A 13,408-nucleotide genomic window follows, 5' to 3' on the forward strand; every position below is an offset into this window, starting at 1 on the left:
CAAAACGACCCTGTGCCGCCTACGATGTGGCCATGGCAGAGGGGCTCAGGGAGCGAAAGAAGCGGCAGGCCAGACAGCACATCTCGGATGTGGCCACGGGGCTGTTCCTGGAGCGCGGGTTCGACGCGGTGACGATCGCCGAGGTCGCCGAGGCGGCCGATGTCTCCGTCAACACGGTCTACAACTACTTCCAGGCCAAGGAGGACCTCTTTCTTGACCGGGCCAAGGGCAGTGTCGCCCGCCTCTCGCGCTTCGTGCGCGCCCGCGACAAGGGCGAATCCGCGGCCGTCGCGGTGCTGCGCGAGTTGCGGGGCGAGGTGGAGGCGGTGTCGCCCCAGGTGGGCCTCATCGACGGCTACGACCGCTTCATGAAGGTCGTGGAGGGGGCGGCCGGGCTCCGGGCCCGCCTGTGGCACATGCAGCAGGAGAGCCTGGTGCTCCTTGAGGAGACCCTGCGCGAGGAGACCGGCGCGCGGCCGGACGACCCGCTGCCGTCGCTGATGGCCGGGCAGATCAACTGGGTGCACACCACCCTTCTGGCGCTCATCGGGCGCGAGGTGATGGCCGGCCGTCCCCTCGACGAGGTCTCCCGCGAGGCCCTCGGTCTACTCGACGACATGGAGGACCTCTTGAGTGAGAAGGTCCTCAACTACGCCGTGCGCGGCGACGGGTGAGTCGTACGGGTACGCGAGTGCTGCTGCCGGTGTGATGTCCGTCATGTGAGACGTGACGCGCATCTCTTCGCGGTCACAGGGCCCCTCACGGGTACTAATCTCCGCCGGAGAGCATGTGAACAACCGTTAGGACCGGCCGTGCAGGGACCAGCTGCAGAGGCGAACAGAAACCAAGGGGTGCAGACGTGGCCAGGAAGCTCGCCGTCATCGGAGCCGGACTCATGGGATCCGGCATTGCGCAGGTCTCCGCCCAGGCGGGCTGGGACGTCGTGCTGCGTGATGTCACCGACGAGGCCCTGACCCGTGGTCGTGACGGCATCAAGGCCTCGTACGAAAAGTTCGTCTCCAAGGGGAAGCTGGAGGCGGCCGACGCCGATGCCGCGCTGGCCCGCATCACCGCCACCACCGACCTCGACGCGGTCGCCGACGCGGATGTCGTCGTCGAGGCCGTCTTCGAGAAGCTCGAGGTCAAGCACGAGATCTTCCGGGCCCTCGACAAGATCGTCCGGGACGACGCCGTCCTCGCCTCCAACACCTCCGCGATCCCGATCACCAAGATCGCGGCCGTGACGGAGCGCCCCGAGCGCGTCGTCGGTGTGCACTTCTTCTCGCCGGTTCCGATGATGCAGCTCTGCGAACTCGTACGCGGCTACAAGACCAGCGACGAAACCCTCGCCACCGCGCGGGAGTTCGCCGAGTCCGTCGGCAAGACCTGCATCGTCGTCAACCGTGACGTGGCCGGCTTCGTCACCACCCGGCTGATCTCCGCGCTCGTCGTGGAGGCTGCCAAGCTGTACGAGTCGGGCGTCGCCTCGGCCGAGGACATCGACATCGCCTGCAAGCTGGGCTTCGGCCACGCCATGGGCCCCCTGGCCACGGCGGACCTGACCGGCGTCGACATCCTGCTGCACGCCACGAGCAACATCTACACCGAGTCCCAGGACGAGAAGTTCGCCGCGCCGGAGCTGATGCGCCGGATGGTGGATGCAGGTGACATCGGCCGCAAGAGCGGGCAGGGCTTCTACACGTACTGATCGTTTTCGGTCCTCCGGTTGCTCGATCTGCCGTCGATCAGGCCCGGAGGTCCGGGGGGCGTCTCCCGGAATCGGTGGATCCGTGTGGGTCCTCGCCGGGCCTTAGTCACTCCACGGGGTGAATTCGGTATCGGTTCGCTTACAGACGGCAACTTCCCTGTCGGTGTCGCAGTCAGTTGTGGCAGAGACAGAACAGACAGACGAACCTTGCTACGGGGCAATTCCGGGGAGCGCATATGCACATCAGGGGCGACCACGCCGAGCTGGTCGTCGGGGGCCGCCTCGACGTCCGAAGCGCGGCGGACGCCCGTACGGCCCTGCACGCGGCCCTCGACAACGGAGTCGGCGACCTGGTGCTCGACCTGACCGAGCTGGATTCCTGGGACGCCACCGGCCTCGGCGTCATCATGGGCGCACACCGCCGGGCCGGTCGGGCCGGGCGACGGCTGGTGCTCCGTGGCGTGCCGCCGCAGATGCAGCGCCTGCTGGTGGCGACCCGGCTGCACCGCATTCTGGCCATCGAGGGCGGAATCGCCGCAGACTCCCTGCCGCGCGTGTAGGACCTGTCCGACCCCCGGCCCGGTGGACGGGCCCTGACCGTGCGGCGCGGCCGAAGGTGCACAATCCGCACGAGAATGTGCGCTTCGGACGGCGTGGCCCCCCGACTGTGCGCGGACACTGTGCGACGGTCTAGGGTTCGGCCGTCCGCCGATTGACGAACCCACCAGGCGGACACCGGACCAGAAGCGACAGCGGGGCGTGCGAGGCCGGGAGGGGCAATCGTGCGCGACGCGTCTGGGGGCTTTGGCGATGGACCCGACACACCGGGGGCCGGAAGAGTACGGCCGGGACAACGACAGCTTCGGTGAGGGAACCGGCCGGCGACTGCCGTCCCGCGATCCTTCCCCAAGCTCTCAGCTCCGTTCGAGCAGGGGAGACCCCATACCGAGCTCTCAGCTCCGTTCGGGCAGGGGAGGCCCCATTACTCCGGAATTCGGTCAGCAGACGCCACAACAGGCGCGCGTCGTCCGGCTCATATCGGGTGACTACCTCCTCACCGTCAACCCGGTCGACGGCAGCGAGGTCGAACTGTGCCCGCCGGGGGAGCAGCCCGATCCGCCGGTCCGGCGCACCGCGGCCGAGCGCGCCGACCGCGAACGCGCCACCGCACCGCCCGTGCCCCCGGGGCCGCCCGCACCCCAGCTGCCCCTCCTGGAGCGTGCGGAAGAGCGCGAACGGCTGGCACGCCTGCTGGCCCGAGGCCGCTCGGTGCGGCTCACCGGACCGGCCGGATCCGGCCGTACGGCACTGCTGAACGCCGTCGCCGCCGACTGCGCGGACCTCGCACCGGACGGAGTCGTACGGCTCTCCGGCTGCAAGCGGACCGTCACCGACCTGCTGTACGGGCTCTTCGAGGCCGTCCATGACGCGCAGTTGCACCGGCCCGACCGCGCCGGTCTTCTCGAAAAGGTCCGGAGCATCGGCGCCGTCGTCGTACTCGACGACCTGGAATTCGGCGGGGCCGCCCTGGAGGAGTTGCTCGACGCCACTCCGGAGTGCGCCTTCCTGTTCGCGACGACTCCGGATGTCGCCGCACCCACCCCGGACTCGCACCTCGAAGAGGTCTTCCTCGCGGGCCTCGGCCGCAGCTCCTCGGTCGAGCTGCTGGAGCGGGTCGTCGAGCGTCCGCTCACCGAGGAGGAGTCGAACTGGGCGGGAGACCTCTGGTTCGAGTCCGAGGGGCTGCCGCTGCGCTTCGTCCAGGCGGGCGCCCTGCTGCGCCAGCGCGACATGCTGCGCACCGACCCCGACGCGTACAGCGGCCTCGACGGCAGGTCCTTCGACGCACCCTTCGGGTACGACGAGGACGTCGACGGCGTCCACATACCGCTGCCCAGCCTCGGCGAGGGCGCGGCGCCCGCCGCACTGCTCGCCGCACGGCTGAGCGGGCCCGCCCGCGACACCCTGCGCTTCGCGGTCGCACTCGGCGGCGAGGTGCCGCACCAGGCGCATCTGCCGGCGCTCGTCGGGGACACCCACGCCGATGCCGCGCTCGGTGAACTGGCCGGCTGCGGACTGCTCTCCCCGGCCGGTCCCCGCTACCGGCTGGCCGCCGGAGTCCTTGCCCAGCTGGAGGCCGCCGGATACGGCGAGGACAGCATCGACCGGGCCCGGGCGGCGGCCCAGCACTACGCATGGTGGGCCGGGCATCCCTCGGTCACCCCCGCACGGGCGACCGCCGAGGCCGATGCGGTCGTCGCGGCGATGGCACAGCTCGTCCCCGGCGACGGGGCGGGGCAGACCAGCGTGGCCGTGCTGCTGGCCCGCAGCGCATCCCCGGCCTTCGCGGCAGGACTGCACTGGGGCGCCTGGGAGAGGGCCCTGAGGATCGGCCAGGAGGCGGCCAGGCTCGCCGGAGAGGTCGCCGAAGAGGCGTACTTCCACCATGAGTTGGGCGTCCTCGCGCTCTGCACCGGCAATCCGGACCGGGCCAGGGCGGAGCTGGAGACCTCGATCAGCATGCGCGGGGCGCTCGCCGACAAGTCGGGCGCGGTGGCCGGACGACGCGCGCTCGCCCTGGTCGAGGACCGTTCCGGCGGCCCGCTGCCCGGCGGACCTGTTCCGGTGGGCGATGACGTGCCGGCCCCACGGTACGAGGAGCCGGTGCCGCCGCCGGTCGGTCCGACGGCAGCCGTGACGCAGACATTGTCGGGGCCGTACGAGGACGCCACCGCGGTGATGTCCCGGCAGAGCGCCCCCGCAGCCGCCTCAGGCGCGCGGGGAGGCCGTTTCGGAGCGCTGGGCGGAGCCCGGCGCAATCTGGTCGCGGCGGGTGCGGGCGTCCTCCTGGCCGGTGTGCTCGGCACGGTGGTGGCGCTGGGGATGACGTCCGGTGGCGACGATGCCCAGGGGAATCCGGGTGTCACGACCGAGGAGTCGGCGGGCCGGGACGACAGCGGGGACGGAGTCCCGGCCGACGGGCCGACGGACGGCTCGGCCCCCGGGGACACGGCATCCAGCGGCAGCGCGGTGACGCCGGGTCCGTCGGGCAGCCAGGCCACGCCCGGCGCGAGCGGTACGCCGTCCACGGACTCGACGGGATCGAGCGACACCCCGTCGTCGGACACACCGTCCAGCGACAAGCCGTCGTCGGGCAAGCCCACCAAGTCGTCCAGCCCGACGAAGTCGTCCACGCCGACGAAGTCGAACAGCCCGAGCCCGAGTCCGACGGAGACCGAGTCCCCGGACCCGACGGACTCGGCAACCGAGACCCCGCCGACGTCGCCGGACACCTCCGACTCGGCGAGCGGGCCTTCTTCTTCGTCGTCGTCAGCGGCGGCCGGTACGGACAGCAGCCCGACCGTGGCCTGAGCGGAGCTCCGCGGACGCCGGACGGGCCATGCACGTCCGGCGTCCGCGGAACGTCAGAACAGGCGCAGCTTGTCGTCCTCGATGCCGCGCAGCGCGTCGTAGTCGAGCACCACACAGCCGATGCCGCGGTCCGTCGCCAGCACCCGCGCCTGCGGCTTGATCTCCTGCGCCGCGAAGATGCCCTTCACGGGGGCGAGGTGGGGATCGCGGTTGAGCAGCTCCAGATAGCGGGTCAGCTGCTCCACGCCGTCGATGTCGCCGCGCCGCTTCAGCTCGACGGCCACGGTCTGGCCGTCGGCGTCCCTGCACAGGATGTCGACCGGTCCGATGGCGGTGAAGTACTCACGGCGGATCAGGGTGTAGCCCTCGCCGAGTGTCTCGATCCGGTCAGCGAGGAGTTCCTGCAGATGTGCTTCGACGCCGTCCTTGATGAGGCCCGGGTCGACACCCAGCTCATGGGACGAGTCATGGAGGATTTCCTCCATCGTGATGATCAGTTTCTCGCCCGCTTTGTTGACCACGGTCCAGACGCCCGCGGTGTCGTCGGCGCCCTCCTTGAGGGTGCAGGGCGGTGACATCCAGTTGAGGGGTTTGTACGCCCTGTCGTCGGCGTGGATCGACACGCTCCCGTCCGCCTTCACCAGGATCAGACGGGGAGCGGAGGGCAGGTGGGCCGTGAGCCGGCCGGCGTAGTCCACGGAGCAGCGGGCGATGACGAGACGCATGGTCGGCAACGCTACTCGACGACGGGTGCTCCACGCGATTCTCCCTCCGCCGCCCCTCTCCGCCCCGGACCGGGGCCCCAAGGGCTTGCCCCTCTTTGCTCCCCTTCGTTATTGGCCGGTTGTGTTCCCAATCTCCTGGTGCGGCCAGGACTGCACCCTTAACGTGGAAGCAGGAGGTCGCCGTCCGTGCACGCTGCGTCGCCGTCCTCCTTCCCTGCCCGTAAGGCCCCGGCCCGGCGTCGGGGTCGCGAGAGGAGAACCCATGTCGCTCGACGTCTCACCGGCGCTGTTGGAACAGGCCGAGCGAGGCGAGGTCGACGAAGCCGACTTCGTCGACTGCGTCCGGACCTCCCTGCCCTACGCATGGGAGATGATCAGCTCTCTGGTGGCTCAGCTGAAGGTCGACGGCGGAGAGTTCGCCGACAACCAGACGCCCCCGCCGGACGAGCAGGCACGTGGTCAGCTGCTGCGCGCGCTCGCGAGTGATGCGATACGTGGCGCTCTGCAGCGGCACTTCGGGGTGCGTCTGGCATTCCAGAACTGCCACCGCGTCGCGGTGTTCCCGCTGGACGCCTCGGTCGACGAGCGTCTGGCCCGCTTCACCTCGGTGAGGGGCCAGTTGCTCAATCAGTCGCCCGAACTACGGGACTGCTAAACGCTTCTGCTGCCGTTCCGGGCCGCGGGAGGTGCAACTGGCTCCGGGGCGGCAGCCCCCGTACCTCTTACGACTGCTTATGAGAGCAGCGGCAGTACTTCAGTGCCCAGCCGCGCTACGTTCTCCTCCGTGGCCGCCAGATCTCCCGAACCCTCCACCAGGAGCGCGAAGCGGGTGATGCCTGTGCGCTCGGCGGTGGCGGCGAGGCGGTCGGCCGCGAGCCGGGGCGGGCCCACCGGATGAAGGCCGCACAGCAGCTCCGTATAGGCGACCGGGTCGCGCATCACCCGGTGCCGGCCGTCGACCGTCACATGGGCGTCCAGGCCCTGTCGCAGCCAGCCCGGCATCGCCTTCACGAGCGTCTCCACGGCGTCCTCGGCACGGTCGGCGATCTGGGCCACCCCTGCGGACACATGTCCGGCCTCCCGGACGCTGTCGGGCGAGCGGCCCGCGGCGAGGGCGGCGGAGCGCCACAGGGCGACCATCTCGGCTTTCTCCTCGTCCCCGCAGTGCATACCGAGCAGCATCGGCAGACCGTTCTCCGCGGCGAGCCTCACCGTCTTCGGCGAGGTGCACGCGACGATCACCTCGGGACCGCCGGGGCTGTCGCCGCCGTCCACGTCGAGCAGCTCGTCGGCCCGGGGGACCACCGCCACCTCGCGGAAGCCGTACCGCTCCCCGCTCCCCGCCACGCGGGGTTTGCCCAGCCAGTCGAGCAGCAGCTCCAGGGACTCCGGGAAGCCCTTCTCGTACGCCTCCAGGCCTCCTCCGAACACCTCCAGATCCACCCAGGGGCCGCCCCGGCCGACGCCGAGCGTGAACCTGCCGCCGCTGGTGAGATGGAGCAGCGCGGCCTGTTCGCCCAGCGCGACCGGGTGCTGGGTCGGCAGCACGCTCACCGCCGTGCCCACCCGGATTCTCCGGGTGCGGCCGAGCAGCAGCGCGGCCAGGGTGACGGCGGACGGGCAGACCCCGTACGGCACGAAATGATGTTCTGCCAGCCAGACCGAGTCGAGCCCGGACTCCTCCGCGACCTCGGTGGACCGGATCGCGCGATGCAGCGCTTCCCCCGGTCCCTGTCCCGGAAACTGGGCTGCCAGTACGAACGTTCCCACACGCATCGCCAATTACCTCCTTGCGGCCGACGCGGCTCTCCCCTACTGGCAACAACGTCTGACACGTGCCAAAGGCACGGTCCGTAGGCAAGTTGTTGCGATTTTCCGCTAACTCACCCCGTCTCGTGCGCCGTCCTGTGCCGTGCGGGACACCTCGCTCCGCCGAATGGCCCTACGCTTGACGGGAACTGCCCAGCCTGCCCCGTGAGGTGTCACGTGTCCCCGCGCCGCAACCGCCCCCGAGGCGGCGAGAGTCCCCACGACAGCACAGCGGAGCCGGGGGCCCGGTACGGCGGCGGCGGACGCACCGAACAGTGGCAGGGCGAGGAGTGGTCGGTCCGCCCGGTGAGCGGCGCGAGCGCGGCCGGCAAGCGTTACCGCTGCCCCGGCTGCGACCAGGAGATCCCGTCCGGTGTCCCGCACCTGGTGACCTGGTCCGAGTACGGCGGGATCGACGACCGCCGGCACTGGCACAAGGCCTGCTGGAACGCGAAGGACCGCCGCACCACGCAGGTGCAGCGGTCCAGGAACGCGCCTCGCTACTGATCTCCGGCGGCAGGCGAACGGTGTCCGGCAGCCGGTGGCCGGTCAGACGTCGCGCTTCTCCAGCGACACATAGGCACCGGCCATGGCCACCGCCGTGACGCCGAGCATGATCCACAGTGGATCCCAGCCGGACGGCCCGGACCCGGTGACCGAGGTGTCGTAGAACGCGCTGAGCTGGCTGGGGATCGAGTACTCGAAGAGCGCCTGCCGCAGGTCGCCGAGCGACTCCGCGAACATGAACATGGCCAGCACGAGCGGTAGCAGCACCACCCCGATCATGATCGTGATCGCACCCGCGGAATGCCGGATGAGAGAGCCGACCGCGAGCGAGAGCAGGCCCAGCGTCGCGATGTAGAGGCCGACGCCGACAGTGGCGCGCAGCCAGTCGTCACCGGTGGGTGCCTCGCCGCCGAGTATGGCCATCTGCAACGCGCCGACCAGCGCGGTCGTCACGGTCGTGATGACGAAGGTGAGCAGGAAGAAGACGATCGCCTTCGCGGTCAGCACCCGCGCACGGTCGGGGCAGGCCGTCAGCGTCGTACGGATCATGCCGGTGCCGTACTCGGAGGCGATGGTCATCACGCCGAGCGTGATCACACAGATCGAACCGAGCAGCACCCCGAAGAAACCGAAGCTGAGCACCGGGGTGTCGCCGATGTTGGCGTCGGCGGCACTGACCCCGATCGCGACGAGCAGTCCGAGGCCGAGGAGCAACACGATCATGACGCCGAGCGTCCACATGGTGGAGCGCACCGAACGGATCTTGGTCCACTCGGAGGCGAGCGCGTCGCCGAGGGTGGCGCGGCGCACCGGGATCGGTGAGGCGTAGAACCCGGCCGGTGCGCCCTGCCAGTTCTGCTGCGGGACCGGGGCCTGCTGCTGGTGCGGCGCCTGCGGGGTCGGCGGTGTGGTCATCGGGCGTCCTCGCTGGTCTCGCGCTTGGTCAGGTCCGCAGGGGCTGCGGCGGGCGCAGCCGGGGCTGCAGGGGCTGCAGGGGCCGCGGCGGCGGGTGCCGCCGGAGCTCCCGCGTACGGGTTCTGCCCGGGCGGCGGCGGGGCGTACCAGCCCTGCTGCGGCATCTCCGGGACCGGCGGCTGCGGCGCCCCGTAACCGGGCTGCTGTCCGTATTCGCCGTGCACCGGCTGCTGCAGCCCGGCCTTCTGGTCCACCGTCGAGCGGTAGTCCACGACGCCCTGCGTCATCCGCATGTACGCCTCCTCGAGCGAGGCCTGGTGCGGCGAGAGCTCCCACAGCCGGACGTCCGACTCGTGCGCCAGATCGCTGATCCGCGGCAGCCGCAGACCGGTGATCCGCAGGGCCCCGTCCGGCTCCGACATGACCTGGCCGCCCGCCTCGGTGAGCGAGGCGGTCAGCTTCTCCCGCTGCTCCTGCACACCGTCCGCGACCCGCACCCGGGCGAAGTCGGCCGAATTGGCGGAGATGAAGTCCTTGACGCTCATGTCGGCGAGCAGCTGCCCGCGGCCGATCACGATCAGATGGTCGGCGGTGAGTGCCATTTCGCTCATCAGATGGCTGGACACGAAGACCGTACGGCCCTCCGACGCCAGCATCTTCATCAGATTGCGGACCCAGAGGATGCCCTCGGGGTCGAGACCGTTGACGGGCTCGTCGAAGAGCAGCACCTGTGGGTCGCCGAGCAGCGCCGCCGCGATGCCGAGCCGCTGGCCCATACCGAGCGAGAAGCCCTTGGACCGCTTCCGTGCGACGTCGTGGAGGCCGACGACACCGAGCACCTCGTCGACCCGGGCGGCCGGGATGCCGGCGAGCTGGGCGAGCGAGAGGAGGTGGTTACGGGCGCTGCGCCCGCCGTGCACCGCCTTCGCGTCCAGCAGAGCACCCACCTGCCGCGGAGCGTTCGGCAGACTGCGGAAGGGGTGGCCGCCGATCGTGACGTGGCCGGAAGTCGGTCGGTCCAGGCCCAGCATCATGCGCATGGTGGTGGACTTGCCCGACCCATTGGGACCGAGGAATCCGGTGACGGCCCCCGGCCGCACCTGGAAGGAAAGGTTGTACACGGCCGTCTTCGCGCCATAGCGCTTGGTCAGGCCGACTGCCTCGATCATGCTCCAGCCCCATCGACTTCGTCTGTCGTCGGGGCCCAGGCCGTCAGGCCGCACGCCCCCCGTAAGAGTTAGGAGGATATCCAGGCCTTGACGGTTCCGACCAAGTCGTTACGAGAGCGCGTCGCCTCCCGACAGGAGCGGACGGAGTGCTTCCGGGCCGGTCGGGTCTTGCGTCCTCCCACCGGTCATGCGTCCCGCTTCTTCAGTACGAGATAGCCGCCGACCAGCGCGGCCGCCACCCAAGCGACCAGAATGCCGAGCCCGCCCCACGGCCCGTACGGAGCGGGGTTGCTGTTCATGGCGTCCGGAACAACCTGCATGATCTTGGATCCGGCCTGGTCGGGGAAGTAGCGGGCGACCTTCTTCGTACCCGGGACCGCCGACAGGATCTGGGAGACCAGGAAGAAGAACGGCATCAGGATGCCGAGCGACAGCATGGAACTGCGCAGCATCGTCGCCACACCCATGGAGAAGATCCCGATCAGGCCCATGTAGAGGCCGCCGCCGACCACCGCGCGCAGGACATTCTCCGCACCGATGTCCGTGTGGTGGTCGCCGAGGAGGGACTGCCCGAGGAAGAACGAGACGAAGCTGGTGGCGATGCCGACCACCAGGGCCAGCACACCGGCCACCGCGACCTTGCTGAAGAGGAAGGAACCGCGCTGGGGCACGGCCGCCAGCGAGGTGCGGATCATGCCCGAGCTGTACTCCGTACCGACCACCAGCACACCGAATACGACCATGGCCAGCTGGCCGAGAACCATGCCGGAGAAGCTGATGAGGGTGGGGTCGAAGGTGGCCCTCTCGGCCGCGGGAAGGTCGTCGAACTGGGCGTTCATCAGGGCACAGAGCGCCGCGCTCATCGCGACGGTGACGACGAACGCGGAGACCAGGGTCCAGACGGTCGACGAAACCGTACGGATCTTGGTCCACTCGGAGGTCAGGACCGCGGGTACCGATGCCATCGTCGTCACGCCCCCTTGCCGGTGCCGGCTACGCCCGGCGTGCCGTTCCCGGCCGTGCCGGCGGCGGTCTGCTGGTTCCACTCGTCACCCCAGTGCGGGCCCACGGGCGGTGGTGCCTCACCGAGCTCCGAGTGTGCGTGGTACTCCACGGAGTCCGCCGTCATCTGCATGAACGCTTCCTCCAGGGAGGCCCGCTGGGAGCTCAGTTCATGCAGCACGATCTGATGCCGGGCGGCGAGCTCTCCCAGTGACTCGGTGGTGGCGCCGTCGATCTCCAGCGTGCCGCTGCCCGTCTCGACCACGATCAGGCCCTCCTCGTGCAGCACATCGCGCAGCCGCTCCTGCTGCGGGGAGCGCAGACGTACATAACTGCGGGAGTTCTGGTGGATGAAGTCGGCCATCGAGGTGTCGGCGAGCAGCCGGCCCTGACCGATCACGATCAAATGGTCCGCGGTGAGTGCCATCTCGCTCATCAGATGCGACGAGACGAAGATCGTCCGGCCTTCCGCGGCGAGCGCCTTCATCAGATTGCGGATCCAGTGAATGCCCTCGGGGTCGAGACCGTTGACGGGCTCGTCGAAGAGCAGCACCTGTGGGTCGCCGAGCAGCGCCGCCGCGATGCCGAGCCGCTGGCCCATACCGAGGGAGAAGCCCTTCGACTTCTTCCTCGCCACCGCGCTCAGACCGACGGTGTCCAGCACCTCGGCGACCCGGCTCTCCGGGATGCGATTGCTCTGCGCGAGGCAGAGCAGATTGTTGTACGCGCTGCGCCCGCCGTGCATCGACTTCGCGTCGAGCAGCGCCCCGATGTACTTGAGGGGTTCTTCCAGGTCGCGGTAGTGCTTGCCGTCGATGCGCACCGAACCGCTGGTCGGGTTGTCGAGATCGAGCATCATCCGCATCGTCGTGGATTTGCCCGCACCGTTGGGGCCCAGAAAGCCCGTCACCATGCCAGGTCTGACACGGCACGAAAGCCGGTCGACGGCAACCTTGTTGCCGAAGCGCTTGGTGAGACCATCAAGCTCGATCATGCGTTCACGCTAGAACGGCCGCGCGCCCGGCGCCACCACAAGGGCGGAACCGGGCGCGCAAGGGGTACAGCTGAGGTACTGCGGGGTCAGCGGGTCTGCTGAGCCGGGACGCCGCGGGTGACCGGCTCGTCGTCGGCGGGGGAGCCGGCGGCGGCCACCGCGGCACCGGTCAGCGTCGCCAGCATCTCGCGGACGTTGGTCAGCTGAGCGTTGATCGAGTCGCGGCGGTTGGTGAGCGCCGCCAGCTCGCGCTCCGACTCGCTGCGGATCCGGTCGGCCTTCGCGTTCGCGTCGGCCACGATGTCCTCGGACTGGCGCTGCGCGGTCTCCACCGTCTGACGGGCCCGGCGCTCGGCGTCCGTACGGAGCTTCTCGGCCTCCAGGCGGAGCTGCTCGGCGCGGTGCTCGATCTCGGCGAGGCGCTTCTCGGCCTTGGCCTGACGGGACGCGAGGTCGCGCTCCGACTGGTCGCGGCGCTTGGCGAGGTTGGTCTCGAAGTCCGCGGCGGCCTGGGCGGCCTTGGCGCGGGTCTCCTCGAAGAGGGCGTCCGCCTCCTCGCGCTTCTGAGCGGCGTCCTTCTGGGCCTCCGTACGCAGCGAGCCGGCCTCACTCTTGGCCTTCTCGACGATACGAACGCCCTCGTCCTCGGCCTTCGCCTTGCGCTCGGCGGCGAACGACTCGGCGTCGTTGCGCACCTGCTGGGCGGCCGACTCGGCGAGCTCACGGTGCTGCTCGGCGGCGCGACGGGCCTCCTCGCGCAGGTCCTTCGCCTCCTCCTCGGCCAGGCGGAGAATCTTCTCCACGCGCGCGCCGAGACCGGCGTACGACGGCTCCGCGTCGTTCACCTGGGCCTGGGCGTTCTGCGTTTCGAGGTGGAGCTCCTCGATGCGCTTTTCCAGAGACGTGATGCGGGCGAGAGCACTATCACGGTCGGCGACGAGCTTGGTAATGCGGTCATCCACCTGACCGCGGTCGTATCCACGTCGCACGAGCTCGAAGCCGAAGGGGGAGGAAGGGTCGCTCATGAGGTTCCTGTCGAATGAGACCGGTGAGGTGTTAGAGGGAATCCTAGGGGCCCGAGCGGCGTGTCATCGAGTGGATGCCCGTTTGATCTGGAGAATGACACCCCTTTTGAGTGGCTAACCCCCGCAACTCTTGCCACTCGGAGGGTTGAACGTCCTTGACGAAGCACGGGAGATGACAGGGC

13 protein-coding genes are annotated in these 13,408 nt (G+C 69.7%); 6 read left to right on the forward strand and 7 right to left on the reverse strand.

Annotated features, from left to right (window positions below; genetic code table 11):
- Positions 1-32: 32 nt before the first annotated feature.
- From ACFVYE_RS11565 to ACFVYE_RS11580, 4 genes are all read left to right on the forward strand, one after another.
- The gene (locus ACFVYE_RS11565) at positions 33-674 is read left to right on the forward strand and encodes a TetR/AcrR family transcriptional regulator (RefSeq protein WP_383959644.1); all 642 of its coding nucleotides are present in this window, start codon (positions 33-35) and stop codon (positions 672-674) included.
- Between the two features lie 185 nt (positions 675-859).
- Positions 860-1,708 carry a 3-hydroxyacyl-CoA dehydrogenase family protein gene (locus tag ACFVYE_RS11570; protein ID WP_389605197.1) on the forward strand — a complete coding sequence of 283 codons (849 nt, stop codon included), beginning with the start codon at positions 860-862 and terminating at the stop codon, positions 1,706-1,708.
- A gap of 236 nt (positions 1,709-1,944) precedes the next feature.
- Positions 1,945-2,268, forward strand: coding sequence for an STAS domain-containing protein (locus tag ACFVYE_RS11575; RefSeq protein WP_093898542.1), 324 nt, complete (start codon positions 1,945-1,947; stop codon positions 2,266-2,268).
- Positions 2,269-2,518: 250 nt separating this feature from the next.
- Entirely contained in the window at positions 2,519-5,080 is a 2,562-nt protein-coding gene (locus tag ACFVYE_RS11580) for an ATP-binding protein (RefSeq protein WP_389605199.1), read from the forward strand.
- A 53-nt stretch (positions 5,081-5,133) separates the two neighbouring features.
- On the opposite strand, the gene nucS is transcribed toward ACFVYE_RS11580, so the two are convergent.
- The gene (gene nucS / locus ACFVYE_RS11585) at positions 5,134-5,805 is read right to left on the reverse strand and encodes an endonuclease NucS (RefSeq protein WP_093898543.1); all 672 of its coding nucleotides are present in this window, start codon (positions 5,803-5,805) and stop codon (positions 5,134-5,136) included.
- A gap of 262 nt (positions 5,806-6,067) precedes the next feature.
- On the opposite strand from nucS, the gene ACFVYE_RS11590 reads away from it, so the two are divergent.
- A complete protein-coding gene (locus tag ACFVYE_RS11590) occupies positions 6,068-6,460 on the forward strand; it encodes an SCO5389 family protein (protein ID WP_030971516.1) in 393 nt (130 codons plus the stop codon).
- Positions 6,461-6,537: 77 nt separating this feature from the next.
- Here the strand turns inward: ACFVYE_RS11590 and ACFVYE_RS11595 are convergent, their stop codons facing one another.
- Positions 6,538-7,581: an LLM class flavin-dependent oxidoreductase gene (locus tag ACFVYE_RS11595; RefSeq protein WP_383968180.1), complete on the reverse strand. Its 1,044-nt coding sequence runs from the start codon at positions 7,579-7,581 to the stop codon at positions 6,538-6,540.
- A gap of 210 nt (positions 7,582-7,791) precedes the next feature.
- Here ACFVYE_RS11595 and ACFVYE_RS11600 point away from each other — a divergent pair, with 210 nt between their 5' ends.
- Positions 7,792-8,121 (forward strand): ATP/GTP-binding protein, encoded by a 330-nt coding sequence (locus ACFVYE_RS11600; RefSeq protein ID WP_383968177.1) that lies wholly within the window; start codon positions 7,792-7,794, stop codon positions 8,119-8,121.
- Positions 8,122-8,163: 42 nt separating this feature from the next.
- Here the strand turns inward: ACFVYE_RS11600 and ACFVYE_RS11605 are convergent, their stop codons facing one another.
- From ACFVYE_RS11605 to ACFVYE_RS11625, 5 genes are all read right to left on the reverse strand, one after another.
- Positions 8,164-9,036, reverse strand: a complete 873-nt coding sequence (locus ACFVYE_RS11605; protein ID WP_383968174.1) for an ABC transporter permease subunit — start codon at positions 9,034-9,036, stop codon at positions 8,164-8,166.
- Positions 9,033-10,205: an ATP-binding cassette domain-containing protein gene (locus tag ACFVYE_RS11610; RefSeq protein WP_383968170.1), complete on the reverse strand. Its 1,173-nt coding sequence runs from the start codon at positions 10,203-10,205 to the stop codon at positions 9,033-9,035. The genes ACFVYE_RS11605 and ACFVYE_RS11610 overlap by 4 nt, the downstream gene beginning before the upstream one ends.
- Positions 10,206-10,390: 185 nt before the next feature.
- Positions 10,391-11,170, reverse strand: coding sequence for an ABC transporter permease subunit (locus ACFVYE_RS11615; protein WP_389605202.1), 780 nt, complete (start codon positions 11,168-11,170; stop codon positions 10,391-10,393).
- A gap of 5 nt (positions 11,171-11,175) precedes the next feature.
- The gene (locus ACFVYE_RS11620; protein ID WP_383968165.1) at positions 11,176-12,201 is read right to left on the reverse strand and encodes an ABC transporter ATP-binding protein; all 1,026 of its coding nucleotides are present in this window, start codon (positions 12,199-12,201) and stop codon (positions 11,176-11,178) included.
- 86 nt (positions 12,202-12,287) lie between these two features.
- Positions 12,288-13,226 (reverse strand): cellulose-binding protein, encoded by a 939-nt coding sequence (locus ACFVYE_RS11625; RefSeq protein WP_383968162.1) that lies wholly within the window; start codon positions 13,224-13,226, stop codon positions 12,288-12,290.
- Positions 13,227-13,408: the final 182 nt, after the last annotated feature.

The organism is Streptomyces sp. NPDC058239 (assembly GCF_042882185.1).
Classification (GTDB): Bacteria; Actinomycetota; Actinomycetes; order Streptomycetales; family Streptomycetaceae; genus Streptomyces.